This is a genomic window from Klebsiella sp. CB_Kp196, assembly GCF_040061575.1.
In the GTDB taxonomy this organism is placed as follows: Bacteria; Pseudomonadota; Gammaproteobacteria; order Enterobacterales; family Enterobacteriaceae; genus Klebsiella; species Klebsiella michiganensis.
In genome coordinates this window covers 36,570-60,392 of the sequence record NZ_JBEAFH010000061.1, presented here as the reverse complement: position 1 = coordinate 60,392, position 23,823 = coordinate 36,570, and the positions used below count along the sequence as shown (strand labels likewise).

Annotated in this window: 22 protein-coding genes and 1 riboswitch; of the genes, 15 read left to right on the top strand and 7 right to left on the bottom strand. The window is 55.2% G+C overall.

The annotated features are described in order from the left end of the window. Nucleotides 1-361 precede the first annotated feature (361 nt). The 6 genes from nikA to nikR are packed head-to-tail and all read left to right on the top strand — an operon-like array spanning nt 362 to nt 5,657. The gene (gene nikA / locus ABLU87_RS22685) at nt 362-1,930 is read left to right on the top strand and encodes a nickel ABC transporter substrate-binding protein (RefSeq protein ID WP_049102076.1); all 1,569 of its coding nucleotides are present in this window, start codon (nt 362-364) and stop codon (nt 1,928-1,930) included. Further along, on the top strand, nt 1,930-2,874 hold the full coding sequence (gene nikB, locus ABLU87_RS22680) for a nickel ABC transporter permease subunit NikB (RefSeq protein ID WP_032751595.1): 945 nt from the start codon (nt 1,930-1,932) through the stop codon (nt 2,872-2,874). The genes nikA and nikB overlap by 1 nt, the downstream gene beginning before the upstream one ends. Next, on the top strand, nt 2,871-3,704 hold the full coding sequence (nikC, locus tag ABLU87_RS22675; protein WP_196942106.1) for a nickel ABC transporter permease subunit NikC: 834 nt from the start codon (nt 2,871-2,873) through the stop codon (nt 3,702-3,704). The genes nikB and nikC overlap by 4 nt, the downstream gene beginning before the upstream one ends. Next, nucleotides 3,704-4,465: a nickel import ATP-binding protein NikD gene (gene nikD, locus ABLU87_RS22670; protein ID WP_014227131.1), complete on the top strand. Its 762-nt coding sequence runs from the start codon at nt 3,704-3,706 to the stop codon at nt 4,463-4,465. The genes nikC and nikD overlap by 1 nt, the downstream gene beginning before the upstream one ends. Beyond that, nucleotides 4,465-5,235, top strand: coding sequence for a nickel import ATP-binding protein NikE (gene nikE, locus ABLU87_RS22665; protein WP_064378246.1), 771 nt, complete (start codon nt 4,465-4,467; stop codon nt 5,233-5,235). Before nikD ends, nikE begins: the two co-directional genes overlap by 1 nt. A 5-nt stretch (nt 5,236-5,240) precedes the next feature. Beyond that, complete coding sequence (gene nikR / locus ABLU87_RS22660) at nt 5,241-5,657, top strand: nickel-responsive transcriptional regulator NikR (RefSeq protein WP_025106836.1); 417 nt, start codon at nt 5,241-5,243, stop codon at nt 5,655-5,657. Nucleotides 5,658-5,707: 50 nt separating this feature from the next. Here nikR and ABLU87_RS22655 read toward each other — a convergent pair whose 3' ends face one another. Next, on the bottom strand, nt 5,708-6,265 hold the full coding sequence (locus tag ABLU87_RS22655; RefSeq protein ID WP_025106835.1) for a DUF1440 domain-containing protein: 558 nt from the start codon (nt 6,263-6,265) through the stop codon (nt 5,708-5,710). 253 nt (nt 6,266-6,518) lie between these two features. Continuing rightward, nucleotides 6,519-6,702, top strand: a riboswitch (M-box (ykoK) riboswitch). 56 nt (nt 6,703-6,758) lie between these two features. Here ABLU87_RS22655 and ABLU87_RS22650 point away from each other — a divergent pair. Next, a complete protein-coding gene (locus ABLU87_RS22650; protein ID WP_004855147.1) occupies nt 6,759-7,772 on the top strand; it encodes a magnesium transporter in 1,014 nt (337 codons plus the stop codon). Here the strand turns inward: ABLU87_RS22650 and ABLU87_RS22645 are convergent. Next, nucleotides 7,738-8,070, bottom strand: coding sequence for a LysR family transcriptional regulator (locus tag ABLU87_RS22645; protein ID WP_049080823.1), 333 nt, complete (start codon nt 8,068-8,070; stop codon nt 7,738-7,740). The two genes, ABLU87_RS22650 and ABLU87_RS22645, sit on opposite strands and share 35 nt — an antisense overlap. Before the next feature lie 332 nt (nt 8,071-8,402). Between ABLU87_RS22645 and ABLU87_RS22640 the strand changes: the two genes are divergently transcribed. From ABLU87_RS22640 to ABLU87_RS22620, 5 genes are all read left to right on the top strand, one after another. Further along, a complete protein-coding gene (locus ABLU87_RS22640) occupies nt 8,403-9,356 on the top strand; it encodes a hydroxyacid dehydrogenase (protein WP_122116809.1) in 954 nt (317 codons plus the stop codon). A gap of 10 nt (nt 9,357-9,366) precedes the next feature. Beyond that, the gene (locus ABLU87_RS22635) at nt 9,367-10,065 is read left to right on the top strand and encodes an RraA family protein (RefSeq protein WP_047722841.1); all 699 of its coding nucleotides are present in this window, start codon (nt 9,367-9,369) and stop codon (nt 10,063-10,065) included. Between the two features lie 66 nt (nt 10,066-10,131). Further along, nucleotides 10,132-11,526 carry a DASS family sodium-coupled anion symporter gene (locus ABLU87_RS22630; protein WP_004126262.1) on the top strand — a complete coding sequence of 465 codons (1,395 nt, stop codon included), beginning with the start codon at nt 10,132-10,134 and terminating at the stop codon, nt 11,524-11,526. Between the two features lie 12 nt (nt 11,527-11,538). After that, the gene (locus ABLU87_RS22625; protein ID WP_047722840.1) at nt 11,539-12,702 is read left to right on the top strand and encodes a metallo-dependent hydrolase; all 1,164 of its coding nucleotides are present in this window, start codon (nt 11,539-11,541) and stop codon (nt 12,700-12,702) included. Between the two features lie 142 nt (nt 12,703-12,844). Then, a complete protein-coding gene (locus ABLU87_RS22620) occupies nt 12,845-14,728 on the top strand; it encodes a sigma 54-interacting transcriptional regulator (RefSeq protein WP_122116810.1) in 1,884 nt (627 codons plus the stop codon). Between the two features lie 34 nt (nt 14,729-14,762). Here the strand turns inward: ABLU87_RS22620 and ABLU87_RS22615 are convergent, their stop codons facing one another. Continuing rightward, nucleotides 14,763-15,959 (bottom strand): NAD(P)/FAD-dependent oxidoreductase, encoded by a 1,197-nt coding sequence (locus ABLU87_RS22615; protein WP_025106829.1) that lies wholly within the window; start codon nt 15,957-15,959, stop codon nt 14,763-14,765. A gap of 229 nt (nt 15,960-16,188) precedes the next feature. Between ABLU87_RS22615 and pitA the strand changes: the two genes are divergently transcribed. Next, nucleotides 16,189-17,685: an inorganic phosphate transporter PitA gene (pitA, locus tag ABLU87_RS22610; protein ID WP_014227140.1), complete on the top strand. Its 1,497-nt coding sequence runs from the start codon at nt 16,189-16,191 to the stop codon at nt 17,683-17,685. A gap of 66 nt (nt 17,686-17,751) precedes the next feature. Here pitA and uspB read toward each other — a convergent pair whose 3' ends face one another. After that, complete coding sequence (gene uspB / locus ABLU87_RS22605) at nt 17,752-18,087, bottom strand: universal stress protein UspB (RefSeq protein WP_004855171.1); 336 nt, start codon at nt 18,085-18,087, stop codon at nt 17,752-17,754. A 380-nt stretch (nt 18,088-18,467) separates the two neighbouring features. Here uspB and uspA point away from each other — a divergent pair, with 380 nt between their 5' ends. Further along, the gene (gene uspA / locus ABLU87_RS22600; protein WP_004126268.1) at nt 18,468-18,905 is read left to right on the top strand and encodes a universal stress protein UspA; all 438 of its coding nucleotides are present in this window, start codon (nt 18,468-18,470) and stop codon (nt 18,903-18,905) included. Between the two features lie 12 nt (nt 18,906-18,917). Here uspA and ABLU87_RS22595 read toward each other — a convergent pair whose 3' ends face one another. Further along, nucleotides 18,918-19,091 carry a hypothetical protein gene (locus ABLU87_RS22595; RefSeq protein ID WP_155774232.1) on the bottom strand — a complete coding sequence of 58 codons (174 nt, stop codon included), beginning with the start codon at nt 19,089-19,091 and terminating at the stop codon, nt 18,918-18,920. A gap of 72 nt (nt 19,092-19,163) precedes the next feature. Here ABLU87_RS22595 and dtpB point away from each other — a divergent pair, with 72 nt between their 5' ends. After that, a complete protein-coding gene (gene dtpB, locus ABLU87_RS22590; protein WP_025106828.1) occupies nt 19,164-20,630 on the top strand; it encodes a dipeptide/tripeptide permease DtpB in 1,467 nt (488 codons plus the stop codon). A 254-nt stretch (nt 20,631-20,884) separates the two neighbouring features. Here dtpB and rsmJ read toward each other — a convergent pair whose 3' ends face one another. After that, the gene (gene rsmJ, locus ABLU87_RS22585) at nt 20,885-21,649 is read right to left on the bottom strand and encodes a 16S rRNA (guanine(1516)-N(2))-methyltransferase RsmJ (protein ID WP_004855183.1); all 765 of its coding nucleotides are present in this window, start codon (nt 21,647-21,649) and stop codon (nt 20,885-20,887) included. 7 nt (nt 21,650-21,656) lie between these two features. Beyond that, on the bottom strand, nt 21,657-23,699 hold the full coding sequence (gene prlC, locus ABLU87_RS22580) for an oligopeptidase A (RefSeq protein WP_014839726.1): 2,043 nt from the start codon (nt 23,697-23,699) through the stop codon (nt 21,657-21,659). Nucleotides 23,700-23,823 lie beyond the last annotated feature (124 nt).

Below are 23,823 nucleotides of genomic sequence, written 5' to 3'. Positions count from 1 at the left end.
CCGCCGTCTGCGAGCCGGTAGCCCGGACAGATGCGCAGCATCGCCTCCGGGAAATTCAGCCTCTCTGCGCGCTGCTCCCGGGGGCGGCGCTTAACGCGCCTTGCCCGGGCTACAGGTTCCCCGCCGTCTGCGAGCCGGTAGCCCGGACAGATGCGCAGCATCGCCTCCGGGAAATGTGCCGAAGCTGATGCTTCCCGGCTTGCGCTGCGTTTAGCCGGGCTGCAGGCGGGTTCGTAAACTCATACAGCCAAAAGAGATATACCGTTTTCTTATACTTTCAGGCCCGATATTGATCCAGCTTACGCCGAAAGTATGATGAATCATTAAAATCGTCATACTTTCCTGTCGCTGAGAAAAAGCCTTGTCTATTATCCGCACCACCCTGCTGGCGCTATTCGCCTGCGCCCCGTTGCTGGCCTGCGCCGCGTCCAATGAAATCACCACCGCCTGGCCGGTCAACGTGGGGCCGCTCAACCCGCACCTCTATACGCCCAACCAGATGTACGCCCAGAGCATGGTCTATGAGCCGCTGGTAAAGTATCAGGCGGATGGCTCGGTAAAACCCTGGCTGGCAAAAAGCTGGACCCACTCGGCGGACGGCAAAGTCTGGACCTTCACCCTGCGCGATGACGTGACATTTTCCAACGGCGAAGCGTTTGACGCCCATGCCGCCGCGGAGAACTTCCGCGTGGTGCTCGATAACCGCCAGCGCCACGCCTGGCTGGAGCTGGTCAATCAGATCGTCGAGGTCAACGCGCTCGACAAAAACCAGCTGCAAATCACCCTGAAAAGCGCCTATTACCCGTTCTTACAGGAGCTGGCGCTGCCGCGCCCTTTCCGCTTTATCGCCCCGTCGCAGTTCAAAGACAATGAGACCCTGCACGGCATTAAAGCGCCGATTGGCACCGGTCCGTGGGTGCTGAAGGAATCAAAACTCAATCAGTACGACGTGCTGGTGCGTAACGAGCGCTACTGGGGCGAAAAGCCGCAGATTGAAAAAATTACCGTCAAGGTGATCCCGGACCCGACGACCCGCGCGGTGGCCTTTGAAACCGGCGATATTGACCTGCTCTACGGCAACGAAGGGCTGCTGCCGCTCGACACCTTCGACCGCTTCAGCCACAACCCGGCCTACCGTACCCAGCTTTCCCGCCCGATAGAGACGGTGATGCTGGCGCTGAACTCCGCCAAAGCCCCCACCAACGAGCTAGCGGTACGCGAAGCGCTGAACTTTGCGGTGAATAAAAAATCGCTGATTGATAACGCCCTGTACGGCACTCAGCAGGTGGCCGATACGCTGTTCGCCCCCACCGTGCCCTATGCCGATATTGGCCTGACGCCGCGCCGGTACGATCCGCAGCAGGCGAAGGCGCTGCTGGAAAACGCGGGCTGGGTCCTGCCTGCGGGTAAGGATATTCGCGAGAAAAACGGCCTGCCGCTGCGCGTTGAGCTGTCGTTTATCGGTACCGACGCGCTAAGCAAATCGATGGCGGAAATCATTCAGGCCGATATGCGCCAGGTTGGCGTGGACGTGGCGCTGGTCGGCGAGGAAGAGAGCAGTATTTATGCCCGCCAGCGCGATGGTCGCTTCGGCATGATTTTCAACCGTACCTGGGGCGCCCCCTACGATCCGCACGCTTTTATGAGTTCGATGCGCGTACCGTCGCACGCCGATTTTCAGGCGCAGCAGGGATTAGCCGACAAACCGATTATTGATAAAGAAATCGGCGAGGTGCTGAAAACCACCGATGAAACGCGGCGTCAGGCGCTGTACAAAGACCTGCTGACCCGACTGCACAACGATGCGGTCTATCTGCCCATCAGCTACGTCTCGATGATGGTGGTCGCCAGACCGGAGCTGGGGGCGATTCCCTACGCGCCCATCGCGTCTGAAATTCCGTTTGAACAGATTAAGCCGGTGAAACCCTGATGTTACGTTACGCGATGCGGCGGGTCGCGCTGCTGATACCGATGATCTTCGCCGCCTCGGTGATTATCTTTTTAATGCTGCGCCTGGGCACCGGTGACCCGGCGCTGGACTATTTGCGCCTGTCAAACCTGCCGCCGACGCCGGAGATGGTGGCCTCAACCCGCGCGATGCTGGGGCTGGAGCGGCCGCTTATCGTCCAGTACGGCAGCTGGCTGTGGCAGGCGCTGCATCTGGATTTTGGCGTTTCGTTCGCCACCCAGCGTCCGGTGCTGGATGACATGCTGAGCTTTCTGCCCGCCACGCTGCAGCTGGCCGGCGCCGCGCTGGTGCTGATCCTCCTCACCTCCGTGCCGCTGGGCATCTGGGCGGCGCGGCACCGCGACCGTCTGCCGGATTTTATTGTGCGGATCATCGCTTTTCTCGGCGTGTCGATGCCCAACTTCTGGCTGGCTTTCCTGCTGGTGATGTTCTTTTCGGTTTATCTGCAATGGCTACCGGCGATGGGCTATGGCGGCTGGCAGCACATCATTCTGCCGGCGGTGTCGATCGCCTTTATGTCGCTGGCGATCAACGCCCGCCTGCTGCGCGCCAGCATGCTGGAAGTCGCCGGGCAGCGTCACGTAACCTGGGCCAGACTGCGCGGCCTGAACGACAGGCAAACCGAGCGCCGCCATATTCTGCGCAACGCCTCGCTGCCGATGATTACCGCCGTGGGGATGCATATCGGCGAGCTGATTGGCGGCACGATGATTATCGAGAATATCTTTGCCTGGCCCGGCGTGGGCCGCTACGCCGTCTCGGCGATTTTTAATCGCGATTATCCGGTGATTCAGTGTTTCACCCTGATGATGGTGATCGTTTTTGTGGTCTGTAACCTGATGGTTGATCTGCTGAACGCCGCGCTGGACCCGCGCATTCGCCGCCATGAAGGAGCGCGCTCGTGAACTTTTTCCTCTCTTCACGCGGGTCCGTCCGCATTTCTTTGCTTATCATCGCCCTGCTGGCGGTCATTGCGCTCACCAGCCAGTGGTGGCTGCCGTACGATCCGCAGGCGATCGATCTGCCTTCGCGCCTTCTGCCGCCCGGCAGCCAGCACTGGCTCGGTACCGATCATCTGGGGCGCGATATCTTCTCGCGTCTGCTGGCGGCGACCCGCGTATCGCTCGGCTCGGTGATGGCCTGCCTGCTGCTGGTGCTGGCGCTGGGACTCCTCGTCGGGGGCTGCGCCGGGCTTATCGGCGGCCGCGTCGATCAGGCCACCATGCGCGTCGTGGATCTGTTTATGACCTTCCCGACCTCAATCCTCTCTTTCTTTATGGTGGGGGTACTGGGAACCGGGCTGACCAACGTAATTATCGCCATCGCCCTGTCGCACTGGGCGTGGTATGCGCGGATGGTGCGCAGCCTGACAATCTCCCTGCGCCAGCGCGAATTTGTGCTCGCCGCGCGACTTTCCGGCGCGGGACACGTGCGGGTATTCGTCGACCATCTGGCCGGCGCGGTCATTCCGTCGCTGCTGGTGCTGGCGACCCTGGATATCGGGCATATGATGCTGCACGTCGCCGGGATGTCGTTTCTCGGCCTCGGCGTCACCGCGCCAACCGCCGAGTGGGGGGTGATGATTAACGACGCCCGCCAGTATATCTGGACCCAGCCGCTGCAAATGTTCTGGCCGGGACTGGCGCTGTTTATCACCGTCATGGCCTTCAATATGGTGGGCGACGCGCTGCGCGATCGCCTGGATCCTCATCTGATCGCGGAGCACGCCCACTAATGCCGCAACAAATTACACTGCAAAACATCGTCTTACAGGCCGAGCGTCCGCTGGTGCACGGCGTATCATTGACGCTCAAACGCGGGCGCGTGCTGGCGCTGGTTGGCGGCAGCGGCAGCGGAAAATCGCTAACCTGCGCGGCGGCGCTGGGCATTTTGCCTCCCGGCGTACGGCAAACGGCGGGGATGATCCTCGCCGACGGCCAGCCGGTCTCCCCTGGCGAGCTGCGCGGCAGCAAAATCGCCACCATTATGCAGAACCCGCGCAGCGCCTTTAATCCGCTGCACACCATGGCGACCCACGCGCGGGAAACCTGCCGGGCATTGGGTAAACCCGCAGACGACGCCACGCTTACGGCGGTACTGGAAGCCGTTGGGCTGGAGGAGGCGCAGCGCGTCCTGAAGCTTTATCCGTTCGAGATGAGCGGCGGCATGCTGCAGCGGATGATGATTGCCATGGCGCTGCTGTGCGAGGCGCCGTTTATCATTGCCGATGAACCCACCACCGACCTGGACGCCGTGGCCCAGGCGCGCATTCTCGATCTGCTGGCAGGTGTTATGCAAAACCGCGGGCCCGGGATGCTGCTGGTCACTCACGATATGGGCGTCGTGGCGCGGCTGGCGGACGATGTGGCGGTGATGGATAGCGGCTGCATTGTGGAACAGGGGGATGTCGAAAGCCTGTTCAACGCTCCGCAGCACAGCATCACCCGCAGCCTGGTGGCGGCGCATCTCGCCCTCTACGGACTGGAGCTGGCCTGATGACATTACTGAGCGTATCCGCGATAACCCATCAATATACCGATTCAACGGTGCTAAAAGAGGTCTCTTTGGCGCTGAAAAGCGGTGAAACCGTTGCCCTGCTGGGACGCAGCGGCTGCGGGAAAAGCACCCTGGCGCGCCTGCTCGTTGGCCTGGAATCCCCCACTCAGGGCAGCGTCTGCTGGCGGGGAGAACCGCTCTCTCGGCTCAATCACGCTAAGCAAAAGGCGTTCCGTCGGGATATTCAGATGGTGTTTCAGGACGCCATCAGCGCGGTGAATCCGCGTAAAACGGTACGCGAGATTTTGCGTGAACCCATGCGACATCTGCTGTCATTGACGAAAGCGGAACAGCTGGCCCGGGCAAGCGACATGCTCAGGGCGGTGGATCTCGATAATAGCGTGCTCGATAAGCGCCCCCCTCAGCTGAGCGGCGGACAGCTGCAGCGCGTCTGCCTGGCGCGCGCGCTGTCGGTTGAGCCGCAGCTGCTGATCCTTGATGAGGCGGTGTCTAACCTCGACCTGGTGCTCCAGGCGGGCGTCATTGGTCTGCTCAAAAAGCTCCAGCGACAGTTTGGCACCGCCTGTCTGTTCATCACCCACGACTTACGTCTGGTGGAGCGTTTTTGCCAGCGGGTGATGGTGATGGATGAGGGGCAAATCGTTGAGACGCAGGTCGTGGGCGACAAATTAACGTTTTCTTCCCACGCCGGTCGCGTGTTACAAAATGCGGTACTTCCCGCCTTTCCCGTGCGCCGTAATAAGGTTTAAAACAGATGCAACGTATCACGATTACTCTTGATGACGATTTACTCGACACGCTGGATAGCCTGAGCCAGCGCCGCGGCTATCATAATCGCTCCGAAGCCATCCGCGATATTCTGCGCGGCGCGCTGGCCCAGGAAAGCGCTCAGGAGCACGGCACCCAGGGCTTCGCGGTACTCTCCTATGTTTATGAACATGAGAAGCGCGATTTAGCCAGCCGTTTAGTTTCCACCCAGCATCACCACCACGACCTCTCCGTCGCCACCCTCCACGTACATATCAACCATGACGACTGTCTGGAAATCGCCGTGCTGAAAGGCGATATGGGCGACGTTCAGCATTTTGCCGATGACGTTATCGCCCAGCGCGGCGTGCGCCACGGCCATTTGCAGTGTTTGCCAACGGAGAAGGAGTCACCCCACTCATAGCCGTGGGATGCGATAAATGACTCTTTAACGCGCGATCGGGACTAACGCCATTATGGCGACTCGTTGGCCCATGCGCCTCGTATCGGTTTTGCCAGCAGGGCAAGAACGGCAATCATGCTGATTTCAATCGAAAACGACCAGCAAATATGTCCGAGGGTTTCGCTCCACAGCTCGTAGCCATTCAGGTTCCACAGCCACCCGGTTTCCCCGTTTAAATAGGCGGGATGCCTGAAGCCCAGCGCGGGAATGAGGAAGCCGTGCATAACGAGAGTAATAATCAGACCATAGGCCGCGCCGTACCAAAGCCGGATTTTCGGCCAGTATGCGGAAATAAAGACATAGAGAAAGGCAAAAGCAAAGCTGAACAGCCAGTGGTAAAGCATGACGGCGCCGGGGATTGTCACCCCCTGATAAACGTAGTCCAGCGAGTGTGAATTAATGCCAAGCCAGCCGAGCCAGGCGTCGATATGCGCCGCCGGGGGCGATATCTCGCCCGCCACGCGGGGCGGCATATTAGCTTCCGTTCCCGACTTCACCAGAGAGCTGATGAACCCTCCAATGAGCGTCGTCCAGATAATAACCTGAAGATTAATCCTGTTTTTCAACATAACAGCGTTCCTCTTAAATATCGCTTATACGATGGGTCACCTCAGTTTTTTCAACCAACAATCTCGCGGGAAATAGCATTTATAACGCATCCATTGCTAAGTATAGTTTGAAAAAATTTTGTTCACCCTAAGAGGGAAAAATCCCTGTATCGCCCTGATCGCAATAAACTTTCGCCTTTTCTCAACAATTAATAAACCACATGAATTATATGCTTGGTTAATCATCTCTCTTCGCGAATAATCAGGCCTCATTTAACGATCTCGTTATGGCGAGGCTCCTGCATAAACATAAGTTACCGCCCTGTTGGTATCGAGAGAGACCACTCAGGGAAATACAGGCTTCCATCGAATCAAGGTGTTGCCAAGGTAACTTCTGACGGCGTTCATGCCGGGCAGATACGTTGTGCAGTGCTAAAACCAGGACGTAGGGATCTGCCTGTGCTCATCCTGTCTTGTTCGCCCCTATGAGTGATTTTTTATAGGGAATTACACCATGTCTTCCATTCAACTGTGCGCCGCACATCAGGCTACCGCAGCGTTCGACGGCGACGCGATCGCCCAGTACATGCGTACCGATTTCATTACCCTGCCGGAACATTTCAGCGTTCATGAAGCGCGTGAGCTGTTCGTTTCTCAGCTGGCCAGCGATGAGATCCCCGGCCAGGTTTTTGTCGTCGCCGGGAAAAAACTGCGCGGCAGTTTATCGATTAAAAAGCTGCTGCAGGAGAGCGATACCGCCCAGTCCATTCGTTATTTAATGGATAGCTGCCTGTTTCGCGTCAGGCCTGACGACCCGCGGCCGCAGGTGGTCGCCGAGCTGGCCGAGCGCGGGCTCGACCTCGTGCCGGTGGTCGAAAAGGGCGAGCTGGTCGGCTGCCTGATGGAAAAAGAGATCGCGCATCTGCTGGAAGATGACGTGACCGAGGATGCTCAGCGTCAGGGCGCGACGCTGCCGCTGGAAAAGCCCTACCTGGAAACCAGCCCGTGGGCGCTGTGGAAAAAACGTTCGGTATGGCTGCTGCTGCTGTTTGTCGCCGAAGCCTATACCAGCAGCGTGTTACAGCATTTTGAGGAAGCGCTGGAGTCGGCGATTGCGCTGGCCTTTTTCATTCCGCTGTTGATTGGTACCGGCGGCAATAGCGGAACGCAGATCACCTCCACCCTCGTGCGTTCCATGGCGCTCGGCGAGGTGCGGCTGCGCGATATGGGGCGCGTAATCCGTAAAGAGGTCTCAACCTCGCTGCTGATTGCCATTACGCTCGGCCTGGCGGGCTGCCTGCGCGCCTGGATGATGGGCATCGGCATGGAGATCACCCTGATTGTCAGCCTGACGCTGGTATGCATTACCCTGTGGAGCGCGGTGGTGTCTTCGGTGATCCCCCTGACGCTCAAACGCGTCGGCATCGACCCGGCTGTAGTTTCAGCGCCGTTTATCGCCACCCTTATCGACGGTACCGGACTGATTATCTACTTCAAAATTGCCCAGTATTTCCTGGGGCTGAACTGATTATTTTGCCCGGCGGGAAGGACTTGCCGGGCTGTTTTATTCCCGCCCGAATATCCGCAATCGCATTAAGCAATCTCAGTAACTCTGGAGCAAGCCGATAAAAAGCGTGTCCTTTTTCCGTTAAGATAACTTTTCTGATATTCCTGCCGCGCTTAATCAGGTTGAAACCCAGTTCATTTTCAAGCGCACATACGCTGGTTGTTATCAACGAAGGCGCAATACTCAGCCGCTGCGATACAAAATGAACACTCCCCTCCCGAACCATAAGCATGAATATCTCCACCTGTGATTTATTCATTGCCGAAACCTCTCCAGATTAACCTTTGGCTTACGTTTTAAGTTGTCCACCGGGCAATGTCAATCGCTACAAGAAAATGCTCTCCGCATATAAATAAAATAAAGTGTGAAGCTCGCCATTCGCACATTTAATTATGCATTTCAGCCATTTCATAATTAAATAACCGACCTCACTTCGGCGTTCAGGTATGTGAAGAACATCACCACAACTCGTTGACCACAAAAACAAAATACACATACATATCAAAGCATTACAAAAAACATTCATCTTGCATGAATGTATGGCACACGCCATGCAATTACCTCCACGTAATCAACACTGGAGATAGTTAAATGACGTACAAAATTTTACTCCCGCAGGAAATCATGGCAGAAGGGAGAGAATATCTGGAAAGCCGCGGTTATCAACTGATTAACGGCTCAGGGATGGAAGAAGAAGATATCATTCGCGACATCGTCGATTGCGACGGTATTATCGTCCGCCTTTCAAAAATGTCCGACCGCGTATTTGAAGCGGCTAAAAAGCTGAAAGTCGTTGCGCGTCACGGTGCCGGTTACGATACGGTCGATCTGGCGTCGGCTAAACGTCACGGCGTCGTCGTATTAAATGCGCCAATTGCTAACAGCATGTCCGTTGCCGAACTGGCCATATTTTATATGCTGCACTGCTCGCGTAATTTCAAGCTGGTACAGGAAAAGATGCTTGAAGATTATTACTGGGCAAAACTGCGCACGCCAAAAGTGGAGCTGGATGGAAAAATGCTGGGTTTAATTGGCGTCGGGAATATCGGTTCACGCGTGGCAATCAAAGCGCTGCATGGCTTTAATATGAAAGTTATCGCCTATGACCCGTATAAAACCCAGCAGCAGATCCCCGAAGGCGTAGAGCTTACCAACGATTTTAACCGTATTTTCAAAGAGAGCGACTTCGTTTCTCTGCACTGTCCGACGACGGCGGAAACCACCGATTTTGTCGGAGAGAAACAGTTTTCCATGATGAAGCCTACCGCCTATTTCATTAATACCGCACGCGGAAAGCTGGTTGATGAAAAAGCGCTGTATCACGCCTTGAGCACCCACGCTATCGCCGGGGCGGGCGTGGATGTTTTAAAGAAAGAGCCGTTTGATGCCAACGACCCGATTTTCTCGCTAAGCAATATCGTGATTGCCCCGCATATTGGCGCCGCCACCATTGAAGCGACCGACAGAGCCTCGCTCCATTCCGCGATTGGCATTGATGAAGTCTTATCCGGTAAGAAACCGTCCTGGCCGGTCCCGGGTTTTTAAGGAGAAAAAAATGACTATTGGTAACCGTATTTTTTTAAAGCGTCCGACCTGCAGCGTCGATCTTCTTAAAGAATTTGAACAGCTCCCGGCGGCGAATATTGCTGACACCATGAACCGTATTGCCGTTCTGGGTAACGGCATTAAACGTATCTCTTCGCCGAAAAAGCCGATTATGGCGGGGTTCGCCATCACCGTGAAAGTCCGCGCGGGCGATAACCTGATGCTGCACGCCGCGCTGGATATGGCGGGTGAGAACGATGTGATTGTCGTCTCCAACGAAGGCGACCGTTCGCGGGCATTAATGGGCGAAATCATGGTGGCCTATGCCCACTGCATGAAAAAAATCGCCGGTATCGTGCTGGACGGGCCTATCCGCGATATCGATGCGCTGTCGGTTCTCGATTTTCCGCTGTTCGCTACCGGCTCCAACCCGGCAGGCCCGTTTAAACAAGGTCCAGGGGAGGTAAACACGCCGATCGCCGTTGGCGGCGTCGCGGTTTGTCCGGGCGACCTGATCGTCGGCGATGCGGATGGCGTGATTGTTATTCCCCTCGGCGACGCAGAAGCCGTACTGAATAAAGCCAAAGAGTATGCAAAATTCGATGCCAGCAAAGTAGAGGCCGCCAAAAACGGCACCGCGAATCGCCTTTGGGTCAAAAAATCACTGGATGAGACCGGCGTTGAGTTTATCGACGACATGTATCGTTAATTTGATTAAATAATATCAGGCCGCGGTGCCCTGACGGGCCGTGGCTTTAAAGCAAAGGTAATAAAAATGCTTTATTTAAAACTCTTGCCCATTATCTTTTTCCCCGTTTTATTTTGGATAATACCGCACCCGGAAGGCGTCTCCGCACCGACCTGGCATATGGTTGGCATCTATCTGGCGATGCTGTGCGGGCTGGTTTTGCGCCCGTTTACCGATGCGGTCATTATGCTGATTATTCTCGGGTTTGCCTCTCTGGTTCTCGACCCCGCTCCCCTGTTTGCCGGTTTTGGCAGCCCTATGGTCTGGTTTATTATCAGCGCCTTTATTATTTGCAAAGCGTTTGTTATTACCGGACTGGGTAAACGTATCGCCTATCTTCTGCTAAAACGCTATGGAAAAAATACCCTCACCCTGGGTTATTTGATGATGGTGACGGATACCGTACTGGCCCCGGCAACGGGTTCAAATATGTCCCGTTCGGGAGGCATTACCTATCCCATCTTCAGGAACATCGCCGAAGCGCTGGGCTCGAAGCCCGACGACGGTAGCCGCAAAATCGGCGCCTATCTGACCATCCTGATGTACGTCGTCTCAATGGGAACCTCCAGCCTGTTTCTGACGGGGATGGCGACCAACTCAATTACCGTCTCGCTGGCCAACGAGATCATGAAGGTGAATCTCGAATGGATGACCTGGTTTAAAGCCGCCGTGGTGCCAGCCGGACTGGTGCTGCTGCTCGCGCCGTGGATACTGTATAAAATCTACGCGCCGGAACTGAAAGTTATCGATAACGTCAATGAAATTGCCGAGAAGGGCTTGCGTGAGCTGGGTCCGGTAAAACGTGAAGAGAAGCTGCTGATCGTGTTCTTTGTCCTGGGCGTGCTCGGCTGGATGACGGGTTCCATCACCGGCATCGCCTTTATTCCCGTCGGCCTGGCGTTCCTCGCCTGTCTGCTGCTTTTCGGCGTGCTGAGCTGGAATGACGTGGTGAGCGAAAAATCGGCCTGGCAGACCTTCGTCTGGTATGGCGCGTTTTATGGCTGTGCGGTTGCCCTATCAAAAGGCGGGTTCTACGTCTTTCTGGTGGACGTTATCAAAAACTATCTCGACCTGTCGCATCTCAATGAAATCAGCGCGATTGCCGTGCTGGTCTTTATCAGCCTTGCCGTCCGCTATTTCTTTGTCTCGAACAGCGCGTTCGTCGTCTCTTTCTATCCGGTACTCTTTACCCTGGGAATGACGACCCAGGCGCACCCGATGTACGTGGCGCTTTCTCTGGCTTTCTCCGCAGGCTATGGCGCACTGCTGACGCACTACGGCAACGGCGCGGGCGTATTTACGTTCTCCAGCGGCTACGTCCCGCAAAAAACGTTCTGGATGTTGGGCACCATCATGGTGGTGGTCAACGTATTAATCTTCTTCCTGATCGGTATTCCTTACTGGAAGTTTATCGGCATTTAACAGGAGCATAAAATGAAACTGGATATTCTGATTAAAAACGGTCTGGTCGCCGATCTCGAAGGTCATGATTATATTAATCGTAATATTGGCGTTATCGGCGATCGCATCGTGGACTTAAATACCGTTGACGATTTGCAGGCCGAAACGGTGATTGATGCCGCGGGTTGTATCGTGCTGCCTGGCTTAATCGACTTCCATGGTCATGTTTTTCACGGCGGGACTGCCATCAGCGTCAACCCTGACATCGTATGCTTGCCCAACGGGGTCACCAGCATGGTCGATGCCGGCAGCAGCGGCTGGGTGAATTATCAGCTTTTTCGCAATAGCGTGATTCATCCTGCCATGGTGAAAATCAAAAGCTATTTGAACGTGGTCAACGTCGGGCTTTCCACCCTCGGGGGCGGGCCGACCGGGTATCTGGAAAATACCAATCCGGCGAATTACAACGAGGAGAAAATCGCCCAAACGCTGAATAGCAACAGAGACAATATTCTGGGATTGAAACTACGCTACAGCCAGGATATCGCCAAAGGGAAACAGTACGCCAGCGACCCTCTTCTCTCTACCGTCTCCCTGGCGCGTAAACTGGATACCACGATTTGCGTTCACGTCACGGACTCTCTTCTCTGCGCCGATGAACTGATCCGCTATTTTAATGCCGATGATATTTACGCCCACTGCTTCCACGGTACCGGCCACTCGATTCTCGATGAACAGGGCGAGGTCTATGCGGCAATAAAAGAGGCGCAGACCAGAGGGGTTATCTTCGACTGTTCAAACGGCGTGGCCCACTTTGATTTTCACGTTGCCAGAACCGCCATGGAGCAGGGATTTTATCCCGATATCATCAGCACCGATCTCACCCTGAGAAATAGCTTACGGACGGATAAGGTCTACAGTCTGCTCCACGTCATGTCGAAATATCTCAACATGGGAATGTCCTTCTTCGATATCGTTCGCGCGGTAACCGCCACGCCGGCCCGCTTAATGAAAATGCAGGGACAAATTGGTACCCTGGCGCCCGGCGCTTTTGCTGATATTTCCATTGTTAAGCTGCGAAAAGAGAACGTCATTTTTGAAGATACCCACGGGGTCAAACTCGAAGGTGACCGTTATATCGATAACTGCGCTACCTTATGCAACGGTCAAATTGTCTACCGCCGCCTGCGTTTCTAATCACTAATGACATAGCCTTACGCATTTGCTATGCGTAAGGCTTTTATTCTTAATATCGTATTATATGACCACCCTCATTGATTCTCCCTGTGCTCGCCATATAATAAACATTGCAAACCCAGAACACCTGAGCGAACAATATATGAAGAATAATGAAATTGTCATTTTTTCAGTTTCCAAAACAATAACCCAACGCATCATGAATGTTCTTATTGAGAGGAAGCTCGATGTTCCGGTATATGAATTTCGTTATTCTGACGTTCTCGATAAAGCGAATGAAATGATCCAGTCCGGCGCTAAGATAATTATTAGCCGAGGCGGCACCGCCGCCCTCCTGCGTAACAATATTAGTATCCCGGTCATTGAGATCGCCCATGATTTTCACGGCGTTTATCGCATTTTACAACAGGCCAAAATCAAATCACAAAAAATCGCCGCGGTTGGTTTCCCCCAATTTTGTAATGCCTTACGTCATTATCAGAACATGACTAACGAAGAGTTTAAAATTTGCCAGGTATACAACCACAATGATATTGAAAACGTTATAAAAAATCTTTCAGAGAACGATTACCATACGGTCATCGGCGGCCTTACGGTTGCTGAAATGGCTAAAAAATATAATCTCAATGCTATTATGGGAGACACCGATAATATTTCGATTGAGCAGGCCATCAATGAAGCCTATAGCCTATTAAAATATCTCAACCGAGAAAATACCAAGCTCATCATGAGCCACGCCGCGCTGAATCAAGCACGTGAGGGCATCATGTGTATTGATCAGTTGGGTGAGATCATAAATATTAATGCTATCGGCCTGAGCTTATTCCAGTGTCATGTCGGAGATAAAATATTCAAAAAAGAGGCATTTAAAGATATTTACCCCAGTATTATTAACGAATTAGACATTAAAGAACAGGCTATTGATATTAACGGCCAAAGTATTTACATTTCCATACGTCATTTCTCCAACCGCCAAACATCTTATAGCATTATTACAGGATTAAACCAGGAGAGTTCACTTTGGCAAAATAGTATCAGCAAAAAAAGTAAACTCCGCGGTTTTTCCACAACCTGGTCTTTCGACGACATTATTGGCCAGTCTCCGGCGATACGCGATGTAATAAAAAAAGCTAAACTGTGCGCCCGCCACGAACTTCCCATTCATATTTTGGGCGATACCGGCACAGGTAAAGAGCTTTTCGCTCAGAGTATTCATAACCATAGCGCCAGAAGCCACGGCCCTTTTATCGCGATTAACTGCGCGGCCATTCCCGAGAGCATTCTGGAAAGTGAACTCTTTGGCTATGCCGACGGCGCATTTACCAGCGCGCGCAAGGGCGGAAAACCGGGGGTGTTTGAAATGGCGATGAACGGCACGGTGTTTATCGATGAAATCAGCGAAGCGCCGTTATCGGTACAGGTTAAGCTGCTGCGCGTGTTACAAGAGAAGCAATTCTCTCGTCTCGGCGGCGATACGCTGATCACCGCCGATTTTCGCCTGATCACCGCCAGCAATAAAGATCTGCGCCAGCTCGTCGCCAGCGGTGAGTTCAGGCAGGATCTGTACTATAGAATCAATATTCTTGAGTTGAGTCTACCGGCCTTACGCCAACGACCGGGCGATATCATGTTGTTGATTCAGCACCTGCTTTATCAGCAAGGTAAGCAAATCACATTTACCCCCGACGCGGTGGATTTTTTGCATCGCTATAGCTGGCCTGGCAACATTCGTGAACTTCAGGCGGTTATCTACCGGCTCATCGTCCTGCTGGACATCGATCGAGTGAGCAAAGACGTTTTGCTGCAGATCGGTCAAATTTCACCGGATGACGCCAACGAGAGCTCTCACTTCCCGGCCGCGGGCGTGGCATCAGATGAAACCGATTTATTAAAGAAACAAGAGAAACGGCTGATTAGCCATATCATAGAAAAAACCGACGGGGACAGAACCAAAGCGTCGGTGATGCTCGGCATCAGCCCCACGACCCTGTGGCGCAAATTAAAGCAGCACAATATCAGCGGATAAGGCGGAGCCGGGTCCGCTGATACAGAGCAGGCGGTTATTTCTGTTCCGCTAAAGCCTGCGCGCATGCCCAGGCTGACGCCCACGCCCACTGGAAGTTATAGCCTCCCAGCCAGCCGGTGACGTCCATCACTTCGCCGATAAAGTACAGACCGGGCACCTTGCGGGCCTCCATGGTGCGCGAAGAGAGTTCGTTGGTGTCGACACCGCCGAGGGTCACTTCCGCCGTGCGATAGCCTTCGGTGCCATTCGGCTGGACGCGCCACGCGGTCAGCGTCTCAACCAGCGCCTGCTGCTCGCGAACGTTTAGCTGTTTCAGGGTGACGTCCGGCAGCTGCCCCAGCTGCTGCAGGCACTCAACCAGCCGCTTTGGCAGCTGTATTGCCAGGGTGTTCTTCAGGCTCTGATTGGGATGCGCCGCGCGCTGCTCGTTAAGGAAGTCATCAAGATGGCAATCCGGCAGCAGATTGATGCTGACGAACTCTCCCGGCTGCCAGTAGCTGGAAATTTGCAGTACCGCCGGCCCGGACAGCCCGCGGTGGGTAAAGAGCAGATTTTCCCGGAAGACGGTCCCGTTTTCTGCCGTGATGGTGGACGGCACCGACACCCCGGAAAGCACCTGCAGCTGTTCGAGCAGCGGCTTATGCAAGGTAAACGGCACCAGGCCCGCGCGGGTCGGCAGCACCTTCAGGCCAAACTGCTCGGCGAGCTTATAGCCAAACGGCGAGGCGCCCAGGCCGGGCATGGATAATCCGCCGGAGGCAACCACCAGCTTTTTCGCCGCCACCGTCTCGCCGTTAAGCTGTAGCGTATAGCCCTCATCATCCCGCTCTACGCTGATAATTTCGCTACGCAGGCGAATGTGTACGCCGCCTTTTTCGCACTCGGCCAGCAGCAGGTTAACGATTTGCTCGGCGGAATCATCGCAGAAAAGCTGGCCCAGGGTTTTCTCATGCCAGGCGATACCGTGTTTGCTAACCAGATCGATAAAGTCCCACTGGGTGTAGCGCGCCAGCGCAGATTTGCAAAAATGCGGGTTTTGGCTGAGATATGCCGCGGGTTCGATATACATGTTAGTAAAGTTGCAGCGGCCACCGCCAGACATCAGGATCTTCCGCCCGGGCTTTTTGCCGTTATCGAGCAGCAGCACCCGACAGCCTGCCTGCCCCGCCTGCGCTGCACAAAACATTCCCGCCGCTCCGGCGCCGATTACGATGGCATCAAACCTTTCCACACAACATTCCTCATATCCCGATTGTCGGGAATTGTAAATTTTTCATTCTGGTCGCACCAGACTGAAAAAAACAGATTTGCGTACCTCATTGAAAGATATAGGAATACTCCCAACAAGGTAAAACTTAAACAGGAAGAAAATCAAAAAAAGTCTATATTTCACTTTGCCCGCGCCGCGAAAGTCACTGATAATGCGCCGCGTTCATGTCCTCAAAATGGCGTAACGTCCTATGGTACATTTATTTGCCGGTCTGGATTTACATACCGGGTTACTATTATTGCTTGCTCTGGCTTTCGTGCTTTTTTACGAAGCGATCAATGGTTTTCATGATACCGCAAACGCGGTTGCAACGGTGATTTACACTCGCGCAATGCGGTCGCAGCTTGCTGTGGCGATGGCGGCTCTTTTTAACTTCTTCGGCGTTCTGTTGGGCGGTCTCAGCGTAGCCTATGCCATCGTGCATATGTTGCCGACCGACCTGCTGCTTAACATGGGTTCAGCACATGGTCTCGCCATGGTCTTTTCCATGCTGCTGGCGGCAATTATCTGGAACCTCGGCACCTGGTACTTCGGCCTTCCGGCCTCCAGCTCGCACACCCTGATCGGCGCGATCATCGGTATTGGTTTAACCAATGCCCTGATGACCGGTACGTCGGTGGTGGACGCGCTGAACATCCCGAAAGTCATGGGTATTTTTGGCTCGCTGATCGTCTCGCCAATCGTTGGCCTGGTCGTAGCGGGCGGCCTGATTTTCATTCTGCGTCGCTACTGGAGCGGAACCAAAAAACGCGCCCGTATCCACCTGACTCCAGCCGAGCGTGAAAAGAAAGACGGCAAGAAAAAGCCGCCGTTCTGGACGCGTATTGCGCTGATTCTGTCCGCCATTGGCGTCGCGTTCTCCCACGGCGCGAACGATGGTCAGAAAGGCATTGGCCTGGTGATGCTGGTGCTGATCGGCGTGGCTCCGGCTGGCTTCGTGGTCAATATGAACGCTTCCGGCTACGAAATCACCCGTACCCGCGATGCGGTCAACAACGTGGAAACCTTCTTCCAGCAGCGTCCTGAGCTGTTGAAAAAAGCGACCGGCGCCGAGCAGCTCATCCCGTCTCCGGACGCAGGGGCTGCCGCAAACGGCGAGTTCCACTGCCACCCGGCAAACACCATCAACGCGCTTGACCGCGTGAAGACGATGCTGACCGGTACCGAAAGCTACGACACGCTCTCCGTGGAACAGCGTAGCCATCTGCGCCGTATTATGCTCTGCATCTCCGACACCACTGACAAAGTGGCTAAGCTGCCGGAAGTGAATGCTGACGATAAGCGTCTGCTGAAGAAGCTGAAAACCGACATGCTGAGCACCATCGAGTACGCGCCAATCTGGATTATTATGGCGGTTGCGCTGGCGCTGGGTATCGGCACCATGATCGGCTGGCGTCGCGTGGCGACCACCATCGGCGAGAAAATCGGTAAGAAAGGGATGACCTACGCACAAGGTATGTCAGCTCAGATGACCGCCGCCGTATCGATTGGTCTGGCGAGCTATACCGGTATGCCGGTTTCCACCACCCACGTGCTCTCCTCCTCGGTAGCGGGGACGATGCTCGTTGATGGCGGCGGTCTGCAGAAGAAAACCGTCACCAGCATCCTGATGGCCTGGGTACTGACCCTGCCCGCGGCGATTCTGCTGTCCGGCGCGCTGTACTGGCTCTCGCTGCAGATTATCTAAGCGAATATCAGAAACAAGAAAGATAAACGGGTCAGGAAACTGGCCCGTTTTTTTTGTATCGTGAAGCTAGTGCCAGATAGCCAGAGCAATCATGCTGACCACCACCAGGCCGCATAGCGCGCTGGTGAGAATAAACTGCCGACGAACCCGCTCGCAGCGGCGGATAAATTCATCGTCGTGGTGATCGCGGTAGCGCTGGGCGTAGATGTACCACACCAGGCGCACCTGTTTGCCGGGCTGCCCGTGCGACGTAAAAAAACCGCCGCCGTCGACATATTGATAGAGCAAAGGGTCACAACCACGTAGCACAACAAGCAATGCACGCAGCGACGAGAAGTAGCGTGCCATATTCACTACACATACGATACACAGGGCCCAAAACAGCGCAACAGTGCTGATCATACCTCCTCCCCGGCGACCCGTCCTCGGAGGCTCCCTCCGGGACTACCGCTCCCCAATATCAAACCGACTGTACTGTGAAAGAGTGCGATTCCGATCACGTTTATTTATCCGACCGGCTCATTAAATAGTGTAGGAGATCAGTTAATTTTTTTACCACAACGTTAATCATTATCAATGCATAAGTCGGATATATTTGTTTAACTATTCGCTGAACAAGGTGGATTGACGGATCGCGAGGGGCGCTATAAGGTAGAAATATCTTCTACAATTAGGTCCTTAAGGACTCCCCCCCGCGAATGTAGCACGCAGGACGCGGGCGAAGCGGCAGCGCTGGCTGTCAGGTCCAACGGTCATCGACAACTTATGGAAGGAGTAACACCATGGCTTACAAACATATTCTTATTGCAGTAGACCTGTCCCCGGAAAGCAAAGTACTGGTAGAAAAAGCCGTTTCTATGGCCCGCCCCTACAATGCAAAAGTTTCCCTGATCCACGTGGATGTGAATTACTCCGATCTCTACACCGGCCTTATTGACGTCAATCTGGGCGACATGCAGAAACGCATCTCCGAAGAGACTCACCACGCGTTAAGCGAGCTGTCCACCAACGCGGGCTATCCGATCACTGAGACCCTGAGCGGCAGCGGCGATCTCGGCCAGGTGCTGGTTGATGCGATTAAAAAGTATGATATGGACCTCGTGGTTTGCGGTCACCATCAGGACTTCTGGAGCAAACTGATGTCCTCGGCTCGTCAGCTCATCAACACCGTTCACGTGGATATGCTGATTGTCCCGCTGCGCGACGAAGAAGACGAATAACAGGCCGTTACTTCATTTCGCTGATGACCAACGCCCGCCAACGCGGGCGTTTTTATTTCCCCCACCCGCCGCAAAAAGCATATAAATCCAAATAATCGCCACAATGCCAGGTTGATCAACCATTTCAAAAGCAATATAGCCATATAATAATTCGCCAAAATAGATAAACATCATATCATTACGCAAAATTAACCTTTTTCAGCGCGTTTTGGCATACGCGTTCATACTTTTCCGGACAGGACTTAAAGGCGAAGAAAGATGAATTCAACCGCACCGACAGGCTTGCTGCAGCAACCTCGCCCATTCTTCATGATCTTCTTTGTGGAACTATGGGAGCGATTTGGCTATTACGGCGTTCAGGGGATCCTGGCCGTTTTCTTTGTTAAACAGCTCGGTTTTTCTCAGGAGCAGGCGTTTATTACCTTTGGCGCGTTTGCCGCGCTGGTATATGGCCTTATCTCCATCGGCGGCTATGTTGGCGATCACCTGCTGGGTACGAAACGTACGCTGGTTCTGGGCGCGATTGTGCTTGCCGCAGGCTACTTTATGACCGGCCTGTCGCTGCTCAAACCCAATCTGATTTTCATCGCGCTGGGGACCATTGCGGTGGGTAACGGCCTGTTTAAAGCTAACCCGGCGAGCCTGCTGTCCAAATGCTATCCGCCAAAAGATGCCCGCCTGGATGGCGCCTTCACGCTGTTTTATATGTCGATCAATATCGGTTCGCTGCTGTCGCTGTCGCTGGCGCCGGTGATTGCCGACAAGTTCGGCTATGCGGTAACCTACAACCTGTGCGGCGCCGGTCTGATCGTCGCCCTGCTGGTTTACTTCGCCTGTCGGGGTATGGTGAAAGATATCGGCTCTGAGCCGGACCACAAACCGCTGAGCCTGCGCAATTTACTGTACGTGCTGGCCGGTACGGTGGTCATGATTTTTCTCTGCGCCTGGCTAATGCATAATGTCAAAATCGCCAATCTGGTGCTGATTATCCTCTCAGTGGTGGTGACGATTTTCTTCTTCCGCGAGGCCTTCAAGCTGGATAAAACCGGGCGCAACAAAATGTTCGTCGCCTTTATCCTGATGCTGGAAGCGGTGCTGTTTTATATTCTGTACGCGCAGATGCCCACCTCGCTCAACTTCTTTGCTATCAATAACGTTCACCATGAAATACTTGGTTTCGCGATTAACCCGGTGAGCTTTCAGGCGCTAAACCCGTTCTGGGTGGTGGTGGCCAGCCCGATCCTCGCCGCTATCTACACGCGTTTGGGCAATAAGGGCAAAGACCTGACTATGCCGATGAAGTTTACCCTTGGCATGTTCCTGTGCGCGCTGGGCTTTCTCACGGCCGCCGCGGCGGGAATGTGGTTTGCCGATGCCCAGGGGCTGACCTCACCGTGGTTTATCGTGCTGGTCTATCTGTTCCAGAGTCTGGGGGAACTGCTGATTAGCGCCCTGGGGCTGGCGATGGTTGCCGCGCTGGTGCCGCAGCATCTGATGGGCTTTATTCTTGGGATGTGGTTTTTAACCCAGGCGGCCGCGTTCCTGCTGGGCGGCTACGTGGCGACCTTTACCGCCGTACCGGATAATATTACCGACCCGCTACAGACGCTGCCGATTTATACCGATGTCTTCAGCAAAATTGGCCTGGTGACCCTGGGCGTAACGGTGGTCATGGCGATCATGGTGCCGTGGCTGAACAGGATGATTAATACAAAAAGCGCGTAAAAACGGTGCGGTCGACGAGGTTTCCCGGATTGCGGCTAACGCCTTATCCGGGCTACAGCCCCCCCAGATCGCAAGAACCCGTAGCCCGGGCAGGCGTATCGCGCCGCCCCGGGAACAGAGCGCAGAGTGGCAGAATTTCCCGGAGGCGATGCTGCGCATCTGTTCGGGCTACCAGACCCGCAGACGGCGGTGAACCCGTAGCCCGGGCAGGCGCAACGCGCCGCCCTCGGGGAAAGGTCCCTGACGCAGGTTGCTTACCCCTGCGGCTCAACCGCCGTTCCGGCATAGATATCAAACCGGTGGCCTTTGGTCACCACCGCGTTAGGCGTCGCCACATCCGCCAGCGGCGGCGCGTAGTCCGGGCGCTTAACCACCACCCGTTTGGTCGCCAGCTGACGCGCCGGCGCCAGCAGACCGTCGGCGTCTAAATCCGGCCCCACCAGCGACTGAAATACCCGCATCTCTTTCTTCACCAGCGCGCTTTTCTGCTTATGCGGAAACATCGGGTCGAGATAGACCACCTGCGGACGCGGGGTGATATCGGTCAGCGCCGTCAGGCTGGACGCGTGAATCAGCCGCAGACGCTCCTGCAACCAGGGGCCGATTTCAGCGTCGGCGTAGCCGCGCGCCAGGCCATCGTCGAGCAGCGCGGCAACCACCGGGTTACGCTCCAGCATCCGCACGCGACAGCCCACGGAGGCAAGAACAAAGGCATCCCTTCCCAGACCGGCGGTCGCATCGACCACATCCGGCAGATAGTCGCCTTTGATTCCCACCGCTTTCGCCACCGCCTCGCCACGGCCGCCGCCGAACCTGCGCCGATGGGCCATGGTCCCGCCGACAAAATCAACAAAGATGCCGCCAAGCTTCGGTTCATCGCGCTTGCGCAGCTCAAGATGCGCCGGCGTCATCACCAGCGCCATCGGGTTGTCCTCATCCTGCTCCAGCCCCCAGCGGTCAGCCAGAACAGATAAGGCGCCGTCTCCGGCGCCCGTTTCATCAATTAAACAAATTTTCACAACAGGATTAACTCTTAATGCCGTAATGCTCAAGCATCGCGTCCAGCTGCGGCTCGCGACCGCGGAAGCGTTTGAACAGGACCATTGGCTCTTCCGAACCGCCGCGGCTAAGGATGTTGTCGAGGAACGACTGGCCGGTTTCGCGATTGAAGATACCCTCCTCTTCGAAGCGCGAGAAGGCATCCGCCGCCAGGACGTCGGCCCACAGATAGCTGTAATAACCCGCTGCGTATCCGCCGGCGAAAATATGGCTGAAGGCGTGCGGGAAACGGCCCCACGACGGCCCGGGGATCAGCGCCACCTGCTGCTTAATTTCCGCCAGCGTTTCGAGGATTTTCGCGCCCTGCTGCGGGCTGAACTCCGCATGCAGGCGGAAGTCGAACAGGCCGAACTCCAGCTGGCGCAGAATAAACATCGCCGCCTGGTAGTTCTTCGCCGCCAGCATTTTCTCCAGCAATTCCTGCGGCAGCGGCTCGCCGGTTTCATAGTGGCCGGAGATAAAGGCCAGCGCTTCCGGCTCCCAGCACCAGTTTTCCATAAACTGGCTCGGCAGCTCGACCGCATCCCACGGTACCCCGCTGATGCCGGACACGCCGGCGGTGTCGATACGGGTCAGCATATGGTGCAGACCGTGGCCAAACTCGTGGAACAGGGTGATCACTTCATCGTGGGTGAACAGCGCCGGCTTACCGTTGACGGGACGGTTAAAGTTACAGGTCAGATAAGCGACCGGCTTTTGCAGCGAGCCGTCAAGCTTGCGCATCTGGCCAACGCAGTCATCCATCCATGCCCCGCCGCGTTTATGTTCGCGAGCGTAGAGATCGAGATAGAAGCTACCGCGTAGTTCATTTTTTTCATCGTACAGTTCGAAGAAGCGCACTTCCGGATGCCAGACGTCCACATCGGTACGCTCTTTCGCGGTAATACCGTAAATACGCTTAACCACCTCGAACAGGCCGTTAACCGCTTTGTTTTCCGGGAAGTAGGGGCGCAGCTGTTCATCGCTGATGCTGTAAAGATGCTGCTTCTGTTTTTCGCTGTAGTAAGCGATATCCCACGGCTGCAGTTCATCCACGCCGAATTCGGCTTTGGCGAAGGCGCGCAGCTGGGCCAGCTCTTTCTCACCCTGCGGACGGGCGCGTTTCGCCAGGTCGGTCAGGAAGTCGAGCACCTGCTGCGGATTTTCGGCCATTTTGGTCGCCAGCGACTTGTCGGCAAAGCTGTCAAAGCCCAGCAGCTGCGCCAGCTCGTGGCGCAGGGCGAGGATTTCCGCCATTACCGGGCTGTTGTCCCATTTTCCGGCGTTCGGCCCCTGGTCGGAGGCGCGGGTGGAATAGGCGCGATACAGCTCTTCACGCAGCGCCTGATTGTCGCAGTAGGTCATTACCGGCAGATAGCTCGGGATATCCAGGGTCAGCAGAAACCCTTCCTGCTCTTTGGCTTCAGCCTGGGCTTTCGCTGCGGCAAGCGCGCTTTCCGGCATGCCGGAGAGCTCAGATTCATCGGTGACCAGCTTGGTCCAGCCCATGGTCGCGTCGAGCACGTTGTTGCTGTACTGATTGCCCAGCTCGGAGAGGCGGGCGGCGATTTCGCCGTAGCGTTTCTGCTGCTCTTTCGCCAGGCCAATACCGGAGAGTTCAAAATCGCGCAGCGCGTTATCCACCGCTTTTTTCTGCGCGGTATTCAGGGTGGCGTAATGGTCGCCGTCGCGCAGGTCGCGGTACGCTTTGTACAGGCCTTCATGCTGCCCAACCCAGGTGCTGTACTCCGAAAGCAGCGGCAGGGTCTGCTCGTAGGCTTCGCGCAGTTCCGGACTGTTTTTGACCGAGTTCAGGTGGCTGACCGGGGAAAAAATACGCCCCAGCACGTCGTCTACTTCCGCCAGCGGCTGGCAAAGATTTTCCCAGGTATACGGCGCCCCTTGCGCCACCGCGCGCTCTACCGCCGCCCGGCAATCATCCAGCGCTTTAGTGACCGCGGGGACCACGTGCTCGGGTTTGATGGCAGAGAATGGCGGTAATGAAAAAGGCGTCAGTAATGGATTGGTCATATGCGCAGTCCTGTTGAATTGGGTGAATGAAGCGCGCGTCCGGCGCTATAGCATGAGATCTAGAATGGGGGATAGTTTGCTGAATTTCAATGTCAGGCGCCGCGCGCAGGCGGGTATTACTGCG